The organism is Paenibacillus tabacirhizosphaerae (assembly GCF_040812395.1).
Lineage (GTDB): Bacteria > Bacillota > Bacilli > Paenibacillales > NBRC-103111 > Paenibacillus_E.
The window spans coordinates 530,528-551,466 of the sequence record NZ_JBFNXH010000003.1 but is presented as its reverse complement, the minus strand read 5'-3'; the positions used below and the strand labels follow the sequence as shown (position 1 = coordinate 551,466).

Genomic DNA, 20,939 nt, shown 5'->3' with positions numbered 1-20,939 from the left:
ATAAGAGGAGGTAATTATGGGAAAAGATCCGTATGCGGGAGGATTATTAACGTTTAATCCTTTTGCCGAACGAAGATTATTGACGGGGGAGATTGTGACGGTTTTGGATGGCAGGCTATTGAATCGCGGCATAGAGCTGCTTCATGCCCGGTCTCGAGTCCTGAAGAAGTATGAAATACATGAGCTGATTTTGACGCTGGAACCCGGTGCCGAACCTGGCACACAGGTGAACCGGGTCTGTTATCTTGGTTTTTTTGAAGTACAGCAAGGCGCCGTTATTGTCGCAGGAGATGAGGTCCGCATCGGTGAGAAATGGCAGGGTAAAGTCGTCGGATACGATGAAACCCATGTCCCGAATCATATTAATATTGTTGTCACCGGAGAAGAGGAGAAAACAGGTCTGGAATTACGGCTCCAAGTTGGAGACAGGATACAGTTTATTCCAACAGGTGAACGCAATGATAAGAAATGAGGAGACGTTCGCTAAGATCATGGATGCCATTGACCTTGAAACCTTCTTCGTATGCCGGGACGAGTCCGAGGCCAAAAGCTTAATGCTTTCCCTGTTCTCACAAATTGGCTTTGCGGCGGCGGATGTTGTTTTTATCCAGCATGAGGGTCTCGGAGCTCGCGTGAGAGGGCGCGCTTACATACACGAAGCGGACTTAGGCGTACCTCCTTATTTTCTCGCGAATGGGGGAGAAAGATGAAAAATAGCGGGCGACGGGTACTGCTGGCTCCTCTTGATCCTGTCCATGATGTGGGAATTAAAATGATTCGGCGAGCCTTGGATAAAGCAGGCCACCAGACGGTGCTGCTGCAGCCGGATTTGACGGTGGAAGAGATTGTTGATCGGGCCATGGAGGAACCCTTTGATTGTTTGCTCATCAGCCGAACGATCGGTTATGGCGTGGAAGATTTACTGGTCCATCTGATGAATGTCATACAGGAAGCTGGACTGCGTGACAAGGTGAAAGTAGGCATAGGGGGCATGGGCATACGCCCGGAGCTCGCCATGGAGCTTGGCTTCGATCAAATCTTTGGTCCAGGAGCAACAGCCGAGGATGCGCTTGCTTTTGTAGAAAATAGGCCTGTCGAAGCGGTTAATCAACGTGTGCAACGAATAAAATCTGACATGACACAGGGATATTCCTACCAAATGAAGCATGATCGGATTGGCAAGCTTCTAAATGAAATTGCTTGTGAAGCGATCGCCTGGACCCTAGAGCGGACGACTGCTGCCGTAGAGAGGGCCCAGATTCGGCAATTGGCCTTCCTTCAAGGTGGTGCCAAAGAAGGATTTTCTTTGAAGCATGCACTCCGGAAGGAGTACGCTTCCTTATGTGATCCACTTGTCCGTGACTACTATTTGCAGCAGGTGTACCCCTCTATCGTGCAGCCGATTGAACCCGAGCAGTTGGAGGCTGTCACTGATTTTTGCCATATGGCGGATGAGCGTGCGAAAGGTTTCCATGTTCGCCATACAAGAGAAAAACCGACGGTATTTATTCAATACGGGACGGGCTCCTTGTTTATGGACGTTTCTCATATGAAAGTTTCGGAAGCCTGGGGAGCGGAGGGCGTCATTCATTTCGATCCGGCCTGGGGAGCGCGTGCTGAGGGACTGCTTGAAGGATACGTGAATTATAAAGGCGACGGTACCGTCATTACGCCTCATAACCTATTCTTGCTTCGTTCGTCGCTCGATCCCGGCACGCTGTTCCAGGTCAGGGCGCACCGAGGACTCAACTCGCCCGAAACCGTACTTCTCGCAGGCGAGGCTGGAGCTGATTTAACGAAAATTAATATCGCGTATGGATCGCTCGGAGCAGGGACAGACCCTGCTCGTCTCACCGTGGATGGCATTACCGCTATGAAATATGCAGCTGTCTACAAGCTGCCATTCGACATTGTAACGAATGAAGAATTATGCGGCGTGCCAGCTTATAAAGCTTTTGCAGGCATGTTGATTAATTGCCAAATCGGTGTTTTGCTCGGGGGCAGGCCAATCCTCCAGCCTTTGTTTTGCCATTCGCCCGATGCCATGATTACGGGGAAAATGAAGGATAACTACATCGATTTCAACGCCGCCAAAGTGAAGGCTTTGCGAGCCATCATCGATGCCCCGATTTGGCCTGGCGCCCCGATCGGCTTCATGACGCATACGGAGGATCGCGTGCAATCCGCGATCACAACATCGCTCCACGCTGCGCTTGGAGCATCCTTGCAGGTCGACGGCATCACCATCGCCTCTTCGGACGAAGCTTATTCTGGTGGCCCCATAACGGCCCAAGCCAGAATTGATACGCTTCGGGGAGTCCGGGAAACATTCCGGTTTCTCGGACGGGGAGAGATCACGGCAACGCCTGAGGCGGGCAGATTGGCGGAAGATTTGGTCATGCAGATTGAACAGGTGCTTGAGCAGGTCAAAGAAGCTGGCTTTGTAGAAGCTCTCTATCGCGGCATCCTTGGCAGTCCAGCAGATGGAGCCTATCCTGGACGGGCTGGCAGGGGGACAGTCAAGGAGTCGGTGTACAAACGATGAGCGGCATCAGTTTACCGGCACGATTATGGGTCATCTTATCCGGATTCTTTTTTGTCAATTGCGGAGCGAATATGGTGATCCCCTTTTTTGGCATTTATTTGACCCAATATATGAATTTGAATGCGGCGCAAGCGGGATTCGTGTTAACCGTAACAGTAGGAACGCCTAGAGCGTTAGCTTTGTTCGGAGGCTCATTCTCAGATCGGTTCGGAATTCGCCGTTCCATGCTTCTTGGGCTTTCCATACTGATTGTGTCCTCCATCGGATACGCATTTTCTCATTCTCTTTGGTTATTTGTTCTGTATGCATTCATTTCAGGCATCGGTTATTCCCTGTTCACGCCCGCAGGCAAAGCGGCGGTTTCCGCCTATGCGACGGAACAAACAAGGGTCATGGCGTTTTCTTTCCGCAATATGGCCGTTAATCTGGGAGTCGCCGTCGGGCCGATTGTCGGGATGCTTATTACGATACAGGCCATGTCGATCACCTTTTTACTTACCTCAGCGGTATACCTGGTTTTTATGATCTTGCTTTTAAGGTTTTTACCACAAAATCCGAAGGAGTCTTCTGCTGCTTCCACAAGCAAATCTCTGTATAAAAATCTCCTTTTTGTTTTTCGTGATCAGAGATTGCTCCTCTTTTCATTACTCATCATTACATTCTATATCATGCTTGCTCAATTTACGCTTGTGCTCCCTTTGTATGCGGTGGATCGATTTCAGGCGCAGGATCATGTCGGCTTGATTTTCACAGGAAATGCCCTCCTGATGATTGGACTTCAGTTTCCTGCGTTAGCATTCATATCGCGCTATTTGTCATCGGTGCAAACGGCATTTCTTGGGGTCGTCGTAACGATTATCGGGATTGGGAGCGCGGGATTTGCCGACCATTTCGTTTTCCTGGTTTGCGTGACATTGGTGATATTTACGCTGGGGCAGCTTCTCATTATGCCGTCTATCGATGCGGTTGTTGCCGAATATGCGCCAGCCGGTTTCGGTGCAAGTTATCAAGGTTTTTCCGGTTTGGCCGGTGCTGTAGGGGGGATCATCGGCAATATGTCAGGTGGAATCCTATACAGTTGGGCTCGCAATCATGACGGGCTGACACAGGTATGGCATATGTATTTTATACTTGGGATCATGATTTGTGGGCTGTATCTTATCTTTCATCGTATGGTTCATAAAGGAGTTGAATAAATCTTTGTTTTCATCCGTACAAATTGCATCCTTTCCTAAAGTAAATCTGGAATCAGGCAAGCAGCTCGAACATGTGCGGGTTGCCTATGAAACCTATGGAACATTGAATGAAAGTCGGGACAACTGCATTTGGATATGCCATGCTTTGACAGGTGACGCACATGCCGCTGGAGGCACGGAAAGCCGGGGTTGGTGGGAAGGGTTCATAGGTCCAGGCAAGGCGATAGATACCGATTACTTTTATGTCGTATCTTCGAATGTCCTGGGAGGCTGCATGGGGACGACAGGGCCATCTTCACTCAACCCGGAGACGGGCGAACCGTATGGACTATCCTTTCCAGTGGTGACGATTCGGGATATGGTAGAAGTTCAAAAAATGCTGTTAGGCAAATTACAGGTAACGGATCTTGCGGCTGTTGTTGGCGGCTCGATGGGCGGTATGCAAGCTTTGGAATGGGCGATCATGTTTCCTGAAATTGTGCATCAGTGCATCTTGATCGCAACCACCCTTCAATTCTCGGCAATGGGCATCGCCTATAATGATATCGCACGTCAAGCGATTATCTCCGATCCGGAATGGCGGGAAGGCAATTACTATCGCAGTGCGGGTCCAGTTAAGGGACTTTCAATCGCCCGGATGTTGGGCATGGTGAAATATGGGACCCGAGAGATTTATAATCAAAGATTCAGTCGAGCGTTGGCTGGCGAGCAGGATGAATTGGATTTCTGGAGCACCTATCAGGTGGAAAGCTATTTACGGCATCAGGGAGAGAAACTGGTGCAGCGTTTTGATGCGAACAGCTATTTATATTTGCTCAAAGCCATGGATACGCATGATATTTGCCGCGGAAGGGGGACTCTTGATGAGGTTTTGAGGAAAACCCAATCTTCATTTATCGTCATAAGCATTAATACGGACAGCTTCTATCCATCGAGAGAACATCAGGAGCTTGTTCAGAGGCTACATTTATTGCAGAAAAGTGCGGAATATTTCGAGCTGGAATCCGCCTTTGGTCATGATGCCTTTCTCATCGAGACGGTGAAATTAAGTCAATTCATTCGTCCGCTGCTTTTGAATCAACCGATTGCGCCAAATGTCTGCTGAAGAATGAACATACGAAGGGGCTTGCCTGAAATGCTCAGGCAGCCCCTTTTTCTCTAGAATGTTATTAGGACACCCATTCTAACAGACGAGCATATGTCGTCAGGTATGTGTGTGTGACGAACTCGCAGAGCGGAGAGATTCCGCACGCATCTTGGGGTGCAAGCATTTGACAGGATGGAGGTAGAAGATCCGGGAGTTCCGCAGCGCTTGGATCTTCCCATACCGCCCGCCTTGATCTGCGAGAGATCGTCTGTTTGCACGTGTGAGCGGAACGTGGGTGCGTTATGCGGCGGTATTTTTGGTTGTAGGGACGTTTCGCGGAACTACCGTGCGTTATGACCAGGAAATGCTGGGTTTTCGGCAGAGTTTCGCTCATTTAACGCATCCTAGTTCCGCTTCAGGGGGAGAAAAGGGGCGTTGCCGTGGAATAAGGCATCGTAGTTCCGTCGATATCGCTGTGTATAGGGAATGGGCGGTCCGACAGTACCTCCTCCGTTTTCTTGCGAAGCTTGCGGAGGCGAAATGCACCCGGAATCTTACTCTTACAGGGGGTGTTCATGGATATGAATACTGGATGGAAGACCGGTTAGAGGAAAAAAGAAGAAGAAGGCAGCTCAAAGTCGAATAGAGGGGATGGGTGTGGGGTGGAGAAGCGTTAACGGTCGTAACCCCATTCCCAATCCACTCCCTATGCTCAACCGTATGGGTTTAGTCAAGGACCTGCTGCACAGCATCAGGCAAATCATATCAAAATTGAAAATAGATAAAGCTACTGTCGCCACTTCGCAGCATGATGATAAGTACAACAATGAGAATGGTATAGCAGGCCGCCCGCACAGGCGCCGGGAAGAATCGATGCCATAGCTCGGAGATGCGCAATCGATGTGCAAGCAGCCAGTGTTCAAGAAGATGCAATCCGAACAGCAAGATGGCCGCCAACAAGTAAACGAGCATGTAGGAGGGGACGTGAAGCGCATCTCGCGATAGCATTCGTCTCAGCAATATGATCACCATATGGCGATCGTGAATACGGAACATGACCCAGCCTATGCAGGTCAAATGGAAAAATATGAGGATCGTGAACCAACGATAGACCACGGATTGATCCCATTTTTGCAACCCAAGTTTATTCTTGCTTAGGCGGTAAAGATTGTGGGCAATAAGCAGAACCCCGTGATACATCCCCCAAAGGATGAACGTCCACAGCGCTCCATGCCAAAAGCCTGAAGCTGTCATGGCGATGAACAGAAACAAATATTTCCGGAACGCGCCATGACGCGAGCCTCCCAGAGGAATATAAATGTAATCGCGAATCCAGTTGGAAAGCGTAATATGCCATCTCCGCCAAAACTCTGTAGCGTTGCCGCTTAGATAGGGTGTCAAGAAATTTTGCGGCAGCTCTAGCCCGAATAAGTAGCCGATTCCGATCGCCATATCGCTATAAGCGGAGAAATCGAAATAGATTTGAAACGCAAACAAATAGGTTGTAATCCAAGCGGCGGAGCCTGTCAAAGAGCTGGGGTCAGCGAACAATACGTTTACTCTGTCGGCGATGGGATCGGCCAGCATCATTTTCTTCATCAAGCCTAACGTTAAATAAAAGCAGCCCAGCCTGATGTGTTCAGCCTTCCAACGCAAGGTGGCCAGCTTCTCCACTTGAGGCAGAAACTCATTTCCCCGCATGATCGGCCCAGCAATCAGATGCGCAAAAAACGAAATGAACATCCAAAATTCAAGCAGCGAACGCGCAGGTTTGATTTTACGTTTATAGATGTCGACAGCATAGGAGATGAATTCAAAGGTATAGAAGGAGATCCCGACAGGCAGAACAATGGCGAGCCAGAAGGAATCTTCGGTTAGCAACTTGACGGACAGCACTTTTTCGATGTTGCGGATCATAAAGACGGAGTATTTAAAGAAGCATAAATTGCCCAAATTCACAAGGAGGATGCCCAGCAGCACCCATTTCCGGTAAGCTCCATCAAGATAGCGGGCGCTATAAAACGTGAGCACAGTCATGATAGCAAAAAGCACAAGCATGCCGACGCCGCTCACGCTATAAAACAAAATGTTCGCAGCCGTTAGCACGTACAGACGCTTTGCGGGAAACGCGTAGTACAGCGCCACAGTAAGCAGAAGAAGTATCATAAACTCAGGGGTATGAAAAAGCATGCAGGCTATCCTCCGTTGCGTTTAGCATGAGTAAAACGTTCGCCGTTAGAAGATGGTTAATCCCCATCATCTTTCAGCAGCTTATCAGCCAGCTGCCGATAGCCTTCAGGCGTTAAATGTAAATAATCCGTAAACAAGGAATCAGGAATCTGTTTCTCCAAGTTGATGTAGGTTAACGAGCTGTTTCGCATGAAGGCATCCAGCGCTTGCGCATTCGCAATGAATGCGGGGTCTTCCACGTATTTCTGCATGAGTGTATGGTTGGTGCCGGTCATGACGGCCGTTGTTTTCTTGCCTTGTTGATGCAGCATGATTTTATGCAGAAAAAAGATATCCGGGTTTGATTCTGTCAAATTAAACGGTTTGAGATCAAAGGCGGCCTTGACATTGGGATCATCAATTCTTCCATAAGCATCTTCCTTTTCCGTCCAAGGTCTCGGATCGCCGCCTTCCAAGGTGTCGTCGGGGGGAGGTTTCTTTACCAATTTCAGAGCAAGCTGCACCGCCCATTTGTCCCAATAATCTTTGTATAAATACGGTACGAAAAAAGGCAGGACGTGCTTGTTTAGATTCTTTTTCGTGGACGTATAAAAGGTAGATGGGCCTGCATGCTCTTCAACATCCGGCAAGGAAAGCATATGGCGATAGGCTTCCGGGTCTAATTCGCGCAGATCATCTTGGAACCAGGAGAGAACAGGCTGCCAGTAGTTCCTTTTGACAAAGCTGGAGTAGCGGATATTGAACATGAGATGGTCGCTGGAAATGCCGAGCTTATCCATAAGCAGCAGCATCGTATACAAATCACCGATCTGAGAACCGGGAAATGATAAATTGTAGATCGGCAGCCCGTAGGAAGAAGCCATATAGGCGTTCACATTCTGATTGGAATTGCCCGGACTTCCATACATGACGGAATCGCCAAGTAGAATGAGATATTGCGTCAAATGCTTGCTCTCAATGTCTCTATGAACAGCATCCAGTGTGATTAGAAAATCTTGATGATTATCTTTGGCCCGCGAATAATCGATGCGATTATGATAGAACACATCAGTTGTAAACAAAGCTGGGAATGAAAACTGAATGATGCTTACATAGATAAGCACAAAAATGACTGTTTTTCCTGGAGATTTCCAGATGCGCTGCTTCATCGTTCGATCCCCTTTTCGCTGGTATAAGGTTAAAATATGGCGATAATTGTGTGATTCTACTAAATATTCTATCTCATCTCATGGAAATCCTTTCCACCAATTCGTAGAAAAACTACAATCATCCATATGTTCGTCTATTTTCTCCATAGTTTTGCAGTGAAACGCGTAAGATAATGGGATGAGGAGGGATATCATGAATATTTCGTATGAACCGTTACAAGGGTTGTTTCACTTGCACAATAATAAAATGAGTTATGTCATTCAGCTCGTCAAATCAGCTTACCCCGCGCACGTTTACTGGGGGCGGCCGATTCGGGACGGACAGCTTGGCTCCATCATACAATTTCAAGAAAGGTGCTCATTCTCGCCAAATCCGGTTCCAGAGGATCGCAGCATTTCTCTGGATACGTTGCCGCAGGAATATCCGGCATATGGAACGAGCGATTACCGTGAACCAGCCTATCAAGTGTCGCTGCCAAATGGTTCAACCATTTCGGAGCTGCTGTACGATAAGCATCGTATTTACAAGGGGAAGCCAGCGCTTGAGGGGCTTCCGGCTACGTATGTTGAAGATGAGAACGAAGCTCAAACGCTTGAACTTGAATTGGTTGACCGTGTGGCACAGCTTCGGGTTGTGCTTAGTTATACTCTATTCGAACAGCATGCGGCGATAACGAGATCAGTTCGTTTCGTGAACGAAGGGAGCGAATCGCTCAGATTGCTGAGAGCGCTCAGCATGAGTGTCGATTATCGGCACAGCCATTATGATCTGCTTCAGTTGTCCGGCACCTGGGCAAGTGAGCGAAATATGCAGCGCAGTCCGCTTGCGCCAGGAAAGCTGACCGTCGAAAGCCGGCGTGGCGCCAGCAGTCACCAACATAATCCATTCATAGCCCTGCTGACGAAAGATGCGACGGAGGATCATGGGGATGCTTATGGGTTCAGCCTTGTATATAGCGGCAATTTTGCCGCTCACGCGGAAGTAGAGCCGTATGGCGCGACGCGCATATCAATGGGGATTAATCCCTTTGATTTCAGTTGGTTGATGGAACCGGGTGAACAGTTTCAAACCCCGGAAGTGGTGATGGTTTATTCGAATGGCGGTCTCGGGGATATGTCCAGGACTTATCATAAATTGTACCGGACCAGACTTTGCCGCGGCGAGTTTAGAGATCGCACAAGACCCGTGTTGGTCAACAATTGGGAAGCAACCTATTTCCAATTTAACGCGGATAAAATCGAAAGCATCGCTCAGGCCGGCAAAGAGCTCGGCGTCGAATTATTCGTCCTTGACGATGGCTGGTTCGGCAAGAGGGACAGCGATAACAGCTCGCTGGGGGACTGGTTCGTAGACAGGGCTAAGCTTCCTCAAGGACTCGAGGATCTTGTAAGCCGGGTCAATGGCATGGGGCTTCAGTTTGGTCTATGGTTCGAGCCTGAGATGGTTTCGCCAGACAGCGAGCTATACCGCAAGCATCCTGATTGGTGTTTGCATGTGCCGAACCGCAGGAGAACAGAAGGGCGTCAGCAGTTGATACTGGACTTCTCGCGCCAAGAGGTTGGGGAAGCCATCACCCAAATGCTTCGCGATATTCTGAGCAGTGCGCCAATCACCTATGTCAAATGGGACATGAACCGCAATATGACGGAAATCGGCTCGGCCGCCTTGCCTCCGGAGCGTCAAAGAGAAACCGCTCACCGCTATATGCTAGGGCTGTATCGCGTGCTGGAAACGCTGACTTCCGAGTTTCCGCACATTTTGTTCGAAAGCTGCTCCGGCGGCGGCGGCCGCTTCGACCCCGGCATGCTGTTCTACATGCCTCAGACCTGGACCAGTGATAATACGGACGCAGTATCCCGTTTGAAAATACAGTACGGCACAAGCCTCGTCTATCCGGTCAGCTCGATGGGCTCCCACGTATCGGCGGTGCCTAATCATCAAGTTCATCGCTACACTTCGTTGGAAACGCGAGGCAATGTTGCGATGTCCGGTAATTTCGGCTATGAGTTGGATCTAACGAAATTTACCGATGAAGAGAAGGAAATCGTCAAGCAGCAAATCCAGACTTACAAACAAATTCGCCCTCTCGTTCAGTTCGGAGATATGTATCGGTTGCTCAGTCCCTTCGAAGGCAATGAGACTGCTTGGATGATAGTCTCCGAAGATCGCACTGAGGCGATGGTCGTCTACGTCCGTGTCCTTGCCATACCGAACGGGCCTCTAAGCTGGCTTCAGCTTAAGGGGCTAGACCCTGCCTTTGATTATGAGGTTGCGGGCATGGATGGAAGCTATCCCGGCGATCACCTGATGTACGCGGGGCTGCCTGTGAATGGCCTGCATGGCGACTATCAAAGCAAACTATGGATACTGAAGCGTAAGTAAGCTAGCTCTGAATATGAAATTCTTTCGCATTCCCCTCCGTTAGGATATGATAGAATGGATGAAACGACAGAGGGGAGAATGAATCGATATGCCGAAGCGGCCTGAAAGTCATGAATATGCGCCATACTTTTCAACGTACATTGATGTTGTTCCAAATGAAGATTACAGCCCGTTTCTTCGGAACCAGCTCACTGCAATCACAGCATTGTTTACAGGGCTGACAGAAGATCAAGGCGAGGGACGCTATGCCCCGGGGAAGTGGAGCTTGAAGGAAGTTCTGGGACATATGACGGATACGGAGCGTGTGATGAGCTACCGGATGATGCGTATTGCACGCGGTGATACGACGATTCTCCCAGGATTTGATCAAGATGTTCTGATCGAAAATGGGAACTTCGAGCAATTTTCGCTTCAAACGCTGCTTGCAGATTTTGCTGCTGTTCGACAGGCGACATTCTCATTACTTGCGACAATTCCGGAATCAGCGTGGCTGCGAAGCGGGAATGTGAGTGGCAGGGATGTAACGGCCCGATCTCTCGCATACATCATTGCCGGGCATGCACAACATCATCTGAACATTATCCAAGATAAATATCTATGAAAAAAGGAACGCTACCCCTTAGGGCAGCGTTCCTTCTTTTTAACTATACATCGTTTAGTAGAGTGACAAGGCGAGCGAGTCACGTTCATTCAGGGAATGCAGAATGGCTTCGCAGCCGACGATTTCTATGGAGATGATCGAATCCAAACATTTCTTGATTGCGTTTCTTCCTTTGGTTACTTTTGCTTCCAACGCAGACTTCAATAAGTTGAATTTCTTTTTATTTTTCTCATCGGAGTAAACAGGTACGCTTTTGTTGTGAATCGTAATAAACATTTTCATAGATTTCACCATCCTAAGATTTGGATATATGAGTAGCATATATGATAAATATTAATCTAACATTAAAATAGTTTTACAATTTTGAAACAATCCAGTTAAGATAGATTTTCGTAGATTCCCTCCTTTTTTAGTCTATTTGCTGCCTAGATCTTCCTTCTCTTTTCTTATACGAGTAAAAGAGTAGAAATGTTTCAGTCTTTAAGCGCTTCTCCGTCAAGAATTCGCAGGTTGACGCGAATGTCGATGGGGAGGTCTTTAATTCGCTGCTGCCAGTTGGACGTATCCCAGCCACGCTGACGAAATTTTTCGCCGATCCCGAGGATATCGATGCCTTCATTCGTGTTTTTCTTCAGCAAGTCGGTTATCTTTTTCGCCAGGCTATCGGATCCGTTTTTTTCAAGCTGCTGCACTTTTGCCATCGGGTTTTCGATGGTGCTCTCCACGATGTTACCTGAAATGGTGTAGGTCAGCGTGACGTGATTAGGCGCATAGTGATCTTTGCGTTGCACACGCTTAATAAGGAAAGAGGTATCCTCAGCATCGTTAATAAAAAGGAGAATATTTTTCCATTTTTTATCCAACAAAATGTTGACGCCTCTGGTCTCCTTATAGTTCAAACTAACTTTCAGTTTATCCATTTTCATAAAGGCTTCGCCTTCAATAGCGAGCGTATCATCCCCTAAACGGACACGATTAAGGAAGGTGCTCTCTAGAGGCGTTTCCATTCGGGAAAGCAGTTGCCATAAGTACGATGGTATGAACGTGGGCAGGTACTTGTATCCCTTTGTTGTGAATTCCAGGAGTTTTCCGCGATCGGCTTCAAAGAGATCCTTGACCCGGGCTTCGGATACGAATAGCTGGGTAGAGAGGTCGAGCTCATTGGATCGAACCAGGAAATCTTTATAGGGGATAAGTCCTTTTTTGGCGAGCTTATCGCTGAAGACGATATAGGAAACCTTATTCAATGTCAGTTTCTTGAATTGTTCGGTGCGCAGAATGCGAATGCACTCCGATATATTTTTACCTGTTGCCGATTTGACAATTAAAGGCGTGGATTTATCTGGCGACGCTTGTTCGGCTCCGCCATTTTGAATGTTAATTTCCGCTAAACTGACTTCAATCTGATTGTTTTCTGCTAGATCAATGCCCAGACCCACTATAAAAGATTGTTCACGAAGCTCGACAATATCCATGCAGCCTGAACACCATAATAGCGTGCAAATGACGATACAAATGAGCCATCCTTTCCGAATCAATGTGCTGCACCAACCTTTCTTCGAAAAAAGCCGGCTATCCACATGTAGATAGGAGGGATTATGAAAATAAAGAGATAACCATACGTCCAGTATGGGTAAACTTTCAATATTTGCGGTAGTGAGACTGGCCAAACCAATATTGCAATCGCGACTAGCGTGATGGACACATAAATGAGCCTCTCATTTTTGATTCCCATCCAAGTACGTATGCTTTGGGCGCAGCAGTAAAAGGAGATCACCATCATGATAACCAGCAGGAAGAGAAAAAACATCGGTGCCATGAAGCTGATTTTCTCAATAGGCAATAAGTATAAAGGAACGGTTTCCATGGATTCTGCATATGGAAATGAGAATTGAGCTGCCGTGCGGGCGCCGAAGACTGCTATTGGCAGTATGAATGTGGGCAGCACTTGTATAAAGGCGAGAAGGAGGGCAAAGAGGGAGATTCGGTATATCCGTCCGTTATCTTCCACGTGAGGCCTTAGAAAGTAAACCGCTAAAACACCTTTAAACATAAGCATCCCGTGAATGCTCAGTGTGCTATTAAGTTTGCTCACATCCAGATCTGTCAACGGCAGCAGACGGGCGAAATCAGCATTGCTCAGTTGAGGCAGATTCAACAGTGGAATAGAAGCCAGCATGAAGAAGCCCAGCAATTGCACCAGTCTTGACCATCCCTCTAAGCCACTCAGCAGCAGATATGTAATTACAAGCATAAAGAAGATCGCGATTATGCTTACGGGAGTGCTTTTGAGCTGCACGTAGGAAACAAAGGACCAGTTTTCCCAGAACATTAAGATCCCCAGTAGGAACGATTCCGCACTGACGAAAAGCGCGTAAAGGCCTCCTATCCACCTGCCCAAATATCTTCTTGAAATCTCGATTAAATTTTCATTGGGATGACGTTTCAACAATTGAAGTGCAACGATGAGATTGAACATGGCGATGAAAAAAGCAATTACAACGATCATCCAGGCGTGCTGATCCATGGTCTGAATCGCATGTGCCGGAAAGCGGAGCGAGATCATGTCGATGGACGCCAGACTTTGAATGAAAAAAAACTGCAAATGAGAAATTCGTTGATATTTCATTAGTGATCCGGGTCTCCTCGCTGTCTGATTTTATTTTGGGGATGAAAAGTTTCATCCCGTTCGTTCTGATTGCTCATATCGGGCTCGAACAGTGAGCTTCGCACGGCCTTGTAAAGGAACGGCGCGAGCGGAGACATGTAAGGAACGCCCAGCGATTTCTTGCTGCATAGGTGTCCTAGCATGACGAGAGTCATTAGTGAGATTCCGTAAAATCCGAATAGCCCAGCCGATATCATCATGGGGTACTTCCACAAGCGCACCGCGTAGGACACTTGGTAGGAGGCGATAAATGCGCCAATGGACGAAAGGGCCGCTATGATAATCATAAATTTGCTGACTAAGCCAGCTTTGGCGGCAGCGTCACCGATGATTAAGCTTCCTACGACATTCAAAGCAGATCCGACATTGCCAGGTACAAAGGCCATTGCTTCATTGAGAATGTCCATGACCAGCATCATGACGAAGGTTTCGAAAAAGCTCAGATAAGGAATGCCTTCCTGATCTTTGGCGATCGAAATGGAAAAGGATGTTGGCATAATGGATGAGTTGACGGACACGAGAGCCAAATAAATAGCAGGAGCATATAGGGCAATCACAAAAGCCAGCATCCGAATGAAGCGCACAAAGGTTGGAATAAGGGTACCTTGGTAAACGAATTCAGAGCCGACAAAGCTGGTTAACAGCGTAGTTGGCAGGAAAGCGACAAATGGCGAACCTTCCACAAGGATGCCAATTCGTCCTCTTGTCAAATTAATGGCTGATCGAATGGGGAGTTCTGTGAGCTCGTAGATAGGAAATACAGAGTTGTTCTTGCCGATGATAAGCTCCATGACTTCCTTATGCGTGGATACTCGGTCGATATTGATTTTTCTAAGATTCGTTTCGATTTCTTCGACCCACTCCGGTTTGGCGATATCTTTAATGTAGACGACCGAGACTTTCGTGCGGGAACGTTCTCCAATAGAGAAGAAATGGAACACTAAATTAGGGTCTTTGATTCTTTTCCGCAGTAAGGAGGCATTGGTATCGAAATCTTCTACGAACGATTCCTGCGGGCCGAGCAGCACCTTCTCTAATTGCGGCGGTTCGATAGAACGACCTTTGTCTATTCGTTTGGGAGAAGCGATGGCTTTCCCTGGCAATCCGTCATGGAAAAGAATGACGCACCCAAGCAGAATACTGTTAATCGTCTCGGCAAGGGAGTCGATAATCATAGCCTGCGGAAAGAAAATGCTCCATTCCTCAGGCGGTTTCTCTAGCCAGAGCCGAATGCGTGGAACAATATCTTGTTGCAGCCGTTCTGAATCCACAAGTGTGTTCAGGAAGAGCATGCCGGCGCCTGGGTTTGCGAAGTGGGCGCTCGTCAAATCATCAGTCACCAAGATCTGTTTGATTTGATCAATCATCATGACGCTGTCTTCGGCTAGTGGATCTGTCATTTCATCTAAAGAAACGGTATTTGTATCGGGTTTTTTCCGTGTTTTCCAGCGCTGCTTAATAAACGCCATGTGATCACCTCATTTCGACAAGAGTTACGGCTTTACCTAAGAGTATGCAGCATTTTCCATAAACTTATGTATGGCAGCTTGCTTACATAATCTACCACTGTGTGATATCTTAGTAGGGATAATTCCATGAGGAAAGAAGGTTGCCAGATGGCGCAAATTAAAATTTATGGCATCAATGAAAAATTAAATCCGATAAAAGGGCAATTGTCAGAGGTGATTCATGCCTGTGTGGTGGAAGCTTTTCAATATCCTCCTGACAAAAGATTTCATCGGTTTTTTCCGATGAACGAGGAAGACTTTATTTATGCCAACGGTCGTACGGAAGCCTACACGATTATCGAAATCAGTATCTTCGAAGGCAGAACAGTGGAAGCGAAGAAATTACTGATCAAGCTCTTATTCCAAAACATTCACGAGACCTTTCATATTTCTACGGATGATCTTGAAATCACGATATTCGAAACGCCAAAGCATAATTGGGGAATTAGAGGCGTACCGGGTGACGAGCTTCTCTTGAATTACAAAGTTGATGTTTAACTGAAGCGGGGAATCCGCCTGTAAGCAAAAATGTCGCCTTCCTTCAAAGAAGAAAGGGCGACATTTTTAGTTTTGCGAAGCCTGCTGGCGAAACAGCTTGGGCGAGATGCCGAATTTAACCTTAAAGACTCGATGGAAGTAAGGGTAGCTCCCGAAGCCGCAGCTTAGGGCGATTTGCTCCAGCGACATGGAGCTGTCGTGCATGCGTTCCACGGCGCTTGACAGGCGCACTTCGAGTGCGTATTGCACCATGGTCTTGCCGAAGCATTCCTTGAATAAGTGCACAGCCCTCGATACGCTTAGCTCAACATGATCAGCGACGTCCTCGATCTTAAAGGTCGCAGTCGCATGAGCCTCAATAAATCGCTTCATTCGCGTTCCGGTGAAGGGGCGTCCCTGCAGAGTTACCGTTTCTGTTGCCGCGCGCTCCACGTACAAGCAAAGCGCTTGCAGCAAGTAGCCGCTAAGCTCGCGGTTCTCCTCTTCCATGCGCCGTTTCTCGAGAATGAGCTGCCGCCATAAGGAAATGAGCCGCGCATCCAAATCGATATGGCTGCAGGCCGGTTTCGTGCTGCGGTTCCACCAGTCGTCGATCCAGGGCCCCTTGCAGAACAAATAATAGTCGCCGCTGGCGATTTTGCCATTATGGTCGCCCGATTGGCTTTCAATTCGCAGCTCATAAGGCTCGCCGGGCCGGTACAGAAGCAAGTCGCCCGCTTCGATTTTACGCAAGCGACCTTGAACCAAAGCTTCGCATGTGCCTTCTGTTTGCAAACGAAAAAGATAAGAATTGAGTCCGCTTTTGGCGCTGACATCAAACCTTTCCATATGGAAAGAATAACCACAGGTCAAGATTTCCGAATGCATAATTTACACCTTTCGTAGCCAAATAGGAGATGTTTTGATTATATCGTGAATGGTCTTATTAATTCAATATCCGTTATAATGAACCCATCAACTCAAAATTGCTTTCATGAAACGGAGAGAACAGAATGGCACGAATTCAAATTGGTTTGCAATTGTACACCCTAAGAGACAATATGGCTCAGGATATGGAGGGCACGCTTCGCCATGTAGCGAAGTTAGGATATGAGGGAGTCGAATTCGCGGGTTACTACGATATGCCTGCAGCGCAATTAAAGCAGCTCTTGGACGAGATCGGCTTGAAAGCGATCGGAAGTCACGTGAGTTTGGATAATTTGAGAAATAACCTTCAGGGTGAAATTGACTATCTCCGCACGCTTGGAGCAAAATACATCATCTGCCCATTCGTTGTTGAAGAGCAGCGCCAAACAGCTGAACAATGGCAGCAAATCATTACGGATTGTGAAGGTTTTGCGGCGGAAGCGAAGAAACAAGGTCTGCAATTCCTATATCACAATCATGATTTCGAATTCCATGTCCAAATCGACGGTCAATTCGTATTTGACGCGATGTATGCGAATGCAGGAGATCAGGCGATTGGCGTAGAAATGGATGTATGCTGGGTTCAATTCGCCGGTCAAGATCCGCTCGTGTACATTGCCAAGTATGCGGAACGTCTGCCGCTCGTTCACTTCAAAGATTTTGCCAAAGACGCCGAAGGCAAAATTATTACGTTGGAACTCGGTCTTGGCAACGTAGATCTGGAAAAAGTAATTGCAGCAGCCGAGCAAGCTGACGTGGAATGGCTTATCGTGGAACAAGACCACTGCCAGAAGCCACCGATTACGAGCATTGAGAACAGCTTGAATTGGGTTAAAGAACATTACACGAGCGTGAAGAACTAATAAAAGGAGATTATCACACATGAGTAAAATTAAAGTTGCCGTTGTAGGATGCGGCTCAATTTCCAAACACAGACATATCCCGGAGTATGGCTGGAATCCAAATGTTGAGTTAGTTGCTTTCGTAGATCCAGTGATCGAAAGAGCGGAGCACTACGCTCAAATCCACGGCGGTAAAGTTTACAGCAGCTACACGGAAATGTTAAAGCAAGAAAAAGTGGATGCAGTCAGCGTATGTACACCGAACTATCTGCACGCGGAGGTTACCATCGCAGCAGCTAATGCTGGCGCACATGTGTTAGTTGAGAAACCGATGGCATCCACTGCTGAAGAAGCGGAAGCGATGATTGCAGCAGCGAAGAAAAACGGCGTATTCTTGATGGTTGGACATAATCAAAGGCTGATGCCTCCGCACGTGAAAGCCAAAGAAATTTTGGACTCCGGCAAACTTGGTAAAGTATTGACGTTCCGTACGTCTTTCGGCCATCCGGGACCTGAAGGTTGGAGCGTTGACGGTAAGGAAAGCTGGTTCTTCCGCAAAGAAGAAGCAGTTATGGGCGCTATGGGCGACCTTGGCGTGCATAAGTCGGATTTGATTCGTTACTTGTTGAGCGATGAAGTCTCAGAAGTGGCTGCTTTCGTCGGAACGATCCACAAAGAAGGAACACAAGTAGACGACAACGCGACCTGCGTACTGCGCATGAAGAGCGGAGCCATTGGTTCTCTCGTAGCGAGCTGGACGTACTACAAAGGTGAAGACAACTCCACAGTGCTTTGGTGCGAGAACGGCGTGATGAAAATTGGCACGCATCCTGAGGATCAAGTGATTGTCGAGCTGCGCGACGGTTCAGTCGAGCGCTATAAAGTAGGCGAGATTGCGACGAACGAGAAGCAAACGACGAGCGGCGTTATCGACGAGTTCGTTGCAAGCATTCAAGCAGGGCAAGCGCCGCGCATCTCTGGCGAAGAAGGCTTGCGTTCGTTGAACGTAATTCTTGCTGCATTTGAGTCGCAGGCTACTGGCAAAATCGTATCGTTATAATTAGCCGAAAATAAGTAAGAGAAGCCCATCCGTCATAGGATGCGGCTTCTTTTTTGGTTAAATCCTTTACAGAACCAAAGCGTTAGGGATACCCATTCTAACAGATAAGGCATATGTCGTCAGGCATGTGTGTGACGAGCTCGCAGAGCGAGGAGATTCCGCACGCATCGTATGGTGCGAGCATTTGACAGGGTCGACGTGGATGATCCGGAAGTGCCACAGCAGTTCCGATCATCGGAAAACCACTTCGATCTGCGATAGATCGTCTTTCTGCATGAGTGAGCGGAACATGGGTGCGTTATGCGGCGGTATTTTTGGTTGCAGGGACGTTTCGGGGAACTACCGTGCGTTATGGGCAGGGAAAGCTGGGTTTCAGGCACGTTATCGCTCATTTAACGCACCAGAGTTCCGCTTCAGGGGGAGAAAAAGGACGTTACCGTGGAATAAGGCATCGTAGTTCCGTCAATATCGCCGTGCATGGGGAATTGGCGGTCCGCCAGCACCTTCTCCGTTTTCTTGCGAAGCTTGCGGAGAAACGCGCGGCAGTTATTCGCGCGCATTGGGAAGCGAAATGTACCCGGAATCTTACAGGGGTGCTCATAGATAGGGATACAGGATGGAAGACAGGTTAGAGAAAAGAGAAATTGAAGGCAGCACAAAGTAGTACAGAAAAAGGAATGGGTGTGGGGTGGAGAAGCGCATGCCTGGACGCATGGGTTCAGACAAGAACCTGAGGCGCAGCCTCAAGTTTGCTTGCGTCGCTGAATAGAAGTTCTTTATTAAGCTTTCGTGTTTTCCTTGAATATGGGAAAAGGTTGTGATAAATTTTAATAATTCGATATTCTTAGAATTATAAAATGAAGGAGGTTGGCTATCGAAATGACAACCCAAACTGTTGAAACACCTGCTGCCGTTCAAACCGATACAGCTGTTTTGAAAGAAAGGCTGGTACTCGGACTATGGAGTGTGGCTGTGATGCTGATCGTCATGAACACGACGATGTTTAATGTAGCTTTGCCGCAAATTATGAAAGATTTCGCGTTGTCTTCAACAACAGCCTCTTGGATCGTAACCGGTTATTCGATCACATTTGCGATTTCGTCTATCACATACAGCCGTTTATCTGATTATTTGCCGATTCGCAGGTTGTTTATGATTGGGGTTCTATGTCTCGGTGCGGGCTCTCTGCTCGGGGTGTTCAGCCATCACTTTGTGATGTTGTTGTCCGCGCGCTTACTCCAAGCTTCTGGCGCTGGTTCGGGCGTTGCGCTAGGCATCGTGCTTATAACCCGATTTATTCCTCTCAGCAGAAGAGGGAGGTCGATGTCGGCGATTATCTCCACCGCTACGTTTGGCATGGGGCTTGGCCCTGTGGCAGGTGGCGCCATTACGCAATATGTAGGTTGGAACGGATTATTTGTTATCACGGGCTTGATTCTCTTCTTACTGCCAATCTTATTCAAGCTGCTGCCGAAGGAAGAAGCCATTCATGTGCGTTTCGATTTTGCGGGAGCCTGCTTTATCGGAATTGGAGTTACCGGCTTATTGCTGTTCATGACAACAAGCTCCATCTATGCGCTTGCAGCCGGCATCATATTTTTGCTCGCGTTTTGGATTCGCATCAAGCGAAACGATCTCCCCTTCGTCCAACCGGAACTGTTGGGTAATGTGCCCTACATGCTGCTCACCTTCATGGGTTTTGCCGCATACGCCGCTCACTTCGCCACTTTGTTTCTCATGCCGCTCTTGCTTAGGGATCTTTTCGGGCAAAGCGCGGCGATGACGGGATTAATGATATTCCCGGGAGCGATTTTATCGGCCTTTCTATCCAATCCAATTGGCAGATTGATTGATCGCTATGGCAATCATCTTTTTCTAAGCGGAGGCAGTTTTCTTATGCTGATCGGGGCTGTTCTGTTCGCGTTCTTTAACAGCATTTCGCCATATGCCATTCTGTGCATCTATGTGCCATTAAGCCTTGGTGTGACGATGCTGTCAACGTGTTTATCCAATGAAATGTCACGGATACTGCCGAAGGGGCAGATTGGCGCAGGGATGGGCCTTTCACAGTTGATCCAATTCGTTGGAGGCGCCTTCGGCGTGGCGTTGACCGGCAAAAGCATCGCTTGGCAGAAGTCGCTTCCGCTTCCTGACGTTTTTGCAAATATTTATTGGGGAGCAGCGGTCCTCCTTTTGTTATCCGTTATTAGTTATTATGTATATCGAGCACTCAAACTTACAGCGAAAAGCTAAGCATAAATCAAAAATCCCCACGCCGAATGTTGCTGGCAAGGGGATTTTGACTAG

Annotated in this window: 18 protein-coding genes; 11 read left to right on the top strand and 7 right to left on the bottom strand. The window is 47.8% G+C overall.

The features are described from left to right. Positions 1 to 16: 16 nt before the first annotated feature. Genes ABRS97_RS08445 through metX form a run of 5 tightly spaced genes read left to right on the top strand, consistent with a single transcriptional unit; the run spans position 17 to position 4,846 of the window. A complete protein-coding gene (locus ABRS97_RS08445; protein ID WP_367812834.1) occupies positions 17 to 472 on the top strand; it encodes a DUF6917 domain-containing protein in 456 nt (151 codons plus the stop codon). Further along, on the top strand, positions 459 to 710 hold the full coding sequence (locus tag ABRS97_RS08440; RefSeq protein ID WP_367812833.1) for a hypothetical protein: 252 nt from the start codon (positions 459 to 461) through the stop codon (positions 708 to 710). Before ABRS97_RS08445 ends, ABRS97_RS08440 begins: the two co-directional genes overlap by 14 nt. After that, entirely contained in the window at positions 707 to 2,545 is a 1,839-nt protein-coding gene (locus tag ABRS97_RS08435; protein WP_367812832.1) for a cobalamin B12-binding domain-containing protein, read from the top strand. The genes ABRS97_RS08440 and ABRS97_RS08435 overlap by 4 nt, the downstream gene beginning before the upstream one ends. Continuing rightward, entirely contained in the window at positions 2,542 to 3,741 is a 1,200-nt protein-coding gene (locus ABRS97_RS08430) for an MFS transporter (RefSeq protein WP_367812831.1), read from the top strand. The genes ABRS97_RS08435 and ABRS97_RS08430 overlap by 4 nt, the downstream gene beginning before the upstream one ends. A 4-nt stretch (positions 3,742 to 3,745) precedes the next feature. Further along, on the top strand, positions 3,746 to 4,846 hold the full coding sequence (metX, locus tag ABRS97_RS08425; protein ID WP_367812830.1) for a homoserine O-acetyltransferase MetX: 1,101 nt from the start codon (positions 3,746 to 3,748) through the stop codon (positions 4,844 to 4,846). A gap of 747 nt (positions 4,847 to 5,593) precedes the next feature. On the opposite strand, the gene ABRS97_RS08420 is transcribed toward metX, so the two are convergent. Both ABRS97_RS08420 and ABRS97_RS08415 read right to left on the bottom strand, forming a co-directional pair. After that, entirely contained in the window at positions 5,594 to 7,018 is a 1,425-nt protein-coding gene (locus ABRS97_RS08420; protein WP_367812829.1) for an MBOAT family O-acyltransferase, read from the bottom strand. Between the two features lie 56 nt (positions 7,019 to 7,074). Further along, positions 7,075 to 8,166, bottom strand: coding sequence for an SGNH/GDSL hydrolase family protein (locus ABRS97_RS08415; RefSeq protein WP_367812828.1), 1,092 nt, complete (start codon positions 8,164 to 8,166; stop codon positions 7,075 to 7,077). A 193-nt stretch (positions 8,167 to 8,359) separates the two neighbouring features. Here ABRS97_RS08415 and ABRS97_RS08410 point away from each other — a divergent pair, with 193 nt between their 5' ends. Next, positions 8,360 to 10,549, top strand: a complete 2,190-nt coding sequence (locus ABRS97_RS08410) for an alpha-galactosidase (protein WP_367812826.1) — start codon at positions 8,360 to 8,362, stop codon at positions 10,547 to 10,549. An 88-nt stretch (positions 10,550 to 10,637) separates the two neighbouring features. Beyond that, positions 10,638 to 11,150, top strand: coding sequence for a DinB family protein (locus tag ABRS97_RS08405; protein WP_367812824.1), 513 nt, complete (start codon positions 10,638 to 10,640; stop codon positions 11,148 to 11,150). Positions 11,151 to 11,204: 54 nt separating this feature from the next. Here ABRS97_RS08405 and ABRS97_RS08400 read toward each other — a convergent pair whose 3' ends face one another. The 4 genes from ABRS97_RS08400 to ABRS97_RS08385 form a co-directional block, all read right to left on the bottom strand. Continuing rightward, positions 11,205 to 11,432, bottom strand: a complete 228-nt coding sequence (locus ABRS97_RS08400; protein ID WP_367812823.1) for a 3-dehydroquinate dehydratase — start codon at positions 11,430 to 11,432, stop codon at positions 11,205 to 11,207. A 191-nt stretch (positions 11,433 to 11,623) separates the two neighbouring features. After that, complete coding sequence (locus ABRS97_RS08395; protein WP_367812822.1) at positions 11,624 to 12,688, bottom strand: Ger(x)C family spore germination protein; 1,065 nt, start codon at positions 12,686 to 12,688, stop codon at positions 11,624 to 11,626. After that, on the bottom strand, positions 12,685 to 13,779 hold the full coding sequence (locus ABRS97_RS08390) for a GerAB/ArcD/ProY family transporter (RefSeq protein ID WP_367812820.1): 1,095 nt from the start codon (positions 13,777 to 13,779) through the stop codon (positions 12,685 to 12,687). The genes ABRS97_RS08395 and ABRS97_RS08390 overlap by 4 nt, the downstream gene beginning before the upstream one ends. After that, positions 13,779 to 15,287, bottom strand: coding sequence for a spore germination protein (locus tag ABRS97_RS08385; RefSeq protein ID WP_367812818.1), 1,509 nt, complete (start codon positions 15,285 to 15,287; stop codon positions 13,779 to 13,781). Before ABRS97_RS08385 ends, ABRS97_RS08390 begins: the two co-directional genes overlap by 1 nt. Before the next feature lie 147 nt (positions 15,288 to 15,434). Between ABRS97_RS08385 and ABRS97_RS08380 the strand changes: the two genes are divergently transcribed. Further along, positions 15,435 to 15,824, top strand: coding sequence for a tautomerase family protein (locus ABRS97_RS08380; RefSeq protein ID WP_367812816.1), 390 nt, complete (start codon positions 15,435 to 15,437; stop codon positions 15,822 to 15,824). 66 nt (positions 15,825 to 15,890) lie between these two features. On the opposite strand, the gene ABRS97_RS08375 is transcribed toward ABRS97_RS08380, so the two are convergent. Next, positions 15,891 to 16,691: a helix-turn-helix domain-containing protein gene (locus ABRS97_RS08375; RefSeq protein ID WP_367812814.1), complete on the bottom strand. Its 801-nt coding sequence runs from the start codon at positions 16,689 to 16,691 to the stop codon at positions 15,891 to 15,893. A 125-nt stretch (positions 16,692 to 16,816) separates the two neighbouring features. Here ABRS97_RS08375 and ABRS97_RS08370 point away from each other — a divergent pair, with 125 nt between their 5' ends. The 3 genes from ABRS97_RS08370 (at position 16,817) to ABRS97_RS08360 (ending at position 20,885) form a co-directional block, all read left to right on the top strand. After that, positions 16,817 to 17,593: a sugar phosphate isomerase/epimerase family protein gene (locus tag ABRS97_RS08370; protein WP_367812812.1), complete on the top strand. Its 777-nt coding sequence runs from the start codon at positions 16,817 to 16,819 to the stop codon at positions 17,591 to 17,593. Between the two features lie 19 nt (positions 17,594 to 17,612). Then, a complete protein-coding gene (locus ABRS97_RS08365) occupies positions 17,613 to 18,632 on the top strand; it encodes a Gfo/Idh/MocA family protein (protein WP_367812811.1) in 1,020 nt (339 codons plus the stop codon). Positions 18,633 to 19,511: 879 nt separating this feature from the next. Beyond that, positions 19,512 to 20,885 carry an MFS transporter gene (locus tag ABRS97_RS08360; protein ID WP_367812809.1) on the top strand — a complete coding sequence of 458 codons (1,374 nt, stop codon included), beginning with the start codon at positions 19,512 to 19,514 and terminating at the stop codon, positions 20,883 to 20,885. Positions 20,886 to 20,939 lie beyond the last annotated feature (54 nt).

What these genes read in the sequence shown, in the direction of transcription:
- ABRS97_RS08445 (WP_367812834.1), top strand. Translation starts at nt 17, where the DNA reads ATGGGAAAAGATCCGTATGCGGGAGGATTATTAACGTTTAATCCTTTT.
- ABRS97_RS08440 (WP_367812833.1), top strand. Translation starts at nt 459, where the DNA reads ATGATAAGAAATGAGGAGACGTTCGCTAAGATCATGGATGCCATTGAC.
- ABRS97_RS08435 (WP_367812832.1), top strand. Translation starts at nt 707, where the DNA reads ATGAAAAATAGCGGGCGACGGGTACTGCTGGCTCCTCTTGATCCTGTC.
- ABRS97_RS08430 (WP_367812831.1), top strand. Translation starts at nt 2,542, where the DNA reads ATGAGCGGCATCAGTTTACCGGCACGATTATGGGTCATCTTATCCGGA.
- ABRS97_RS08420 (WP_367812829.1), bottom strand. Translation starts at nt 7,018, where the DNA reads ATGCTTTTTCATACCCCTGAGTTTATGATACTTCTTCTGCTTACTGTG.
- ABRS97_RS08415 (WP_367812828.1), bottom strand. Translation starts at nt 8,166, where the DNA reads ATGAAGCAGCGCATCTGGAAATCTCCAGGAAAAACAGTCATTTTTGTG.
- ABRS97_RS08410 (WP_367812826.1), top strand. Translation starts at nt 8,360, where the DNA reads ATGAATATTTCGTATGAACCGTTACAAGGGTTGTTTCACTTGCACAAT.
- ABRS97_RS08405 (WP_367812824.1), top strand. Translation starts at nt 10,638, where the DNA reads ATGCCGAAGCGGCCTGAAAGTCATGAATATGCGCCATACTTTTCAACG.
- ABRS97_RS08400 (WP_367812823.1), bottom strand. Translation starts at nt 11,432, where the DNA reads ATGAAAATGTTTATTACGATTCACAACAAAAGCGTACCTGTTTACTCC.
- ABRS97_RS08390 (WP_367812820.1), bottom strand. Translation starts at nt 13,779, where the DNA reads ATGAAATATCAACGAATTTCTCATTTGCAGTTTTTTTTCATTCAAAGT.
- ABRS97_RS08385 (WP_367812818.1), bottom strand. Translation starts at nt 15,287, where the DNA reads ATGGCGTTTATTAAGCAGCGCTGGAAAACACGGAAAAAACCCGATACA.
- ABRS97_RS08380 (WP_367812816.1), top strand. Translation starts at nt 15,435, where the DNA reads ATGGCGCAAATTAAAATTTATGGCATCAATGAAAAATTAAATCCGATA.
- ABRS97_RS08375 (WP_367812814.1), bottom strand. Translation starts at nt 16,691, where the DNA reads ATGCATTCGGAAATCTTGACCTGTGGTTATTCTTTCCATATGGAAAGG.
- ABRS97_RS08370 (WP_367812812.1), top strand. Translation starts at nt 16,817, where the DNA reads ATGGCACGAATTCAAATTGGTTTGCAATTGTACACCCTAAGAGACAAT.
- ABRS97_RS08365 (WP_367812811.1), top strand. Translation starts at nt 17,613, where the DNA reads ATGAGTAAAATTAAAGTTGCCGTTGTAGGATGCGGCTCAATTTCCAAA.
- ABRS97_RS08360 (WP_367812809.1), top strand. Translation starts at nt 19,512, where the DNA reads ATGACAACCCAAACTGTTGAAACACCTGCTGCCGTTCAAACCGATACA.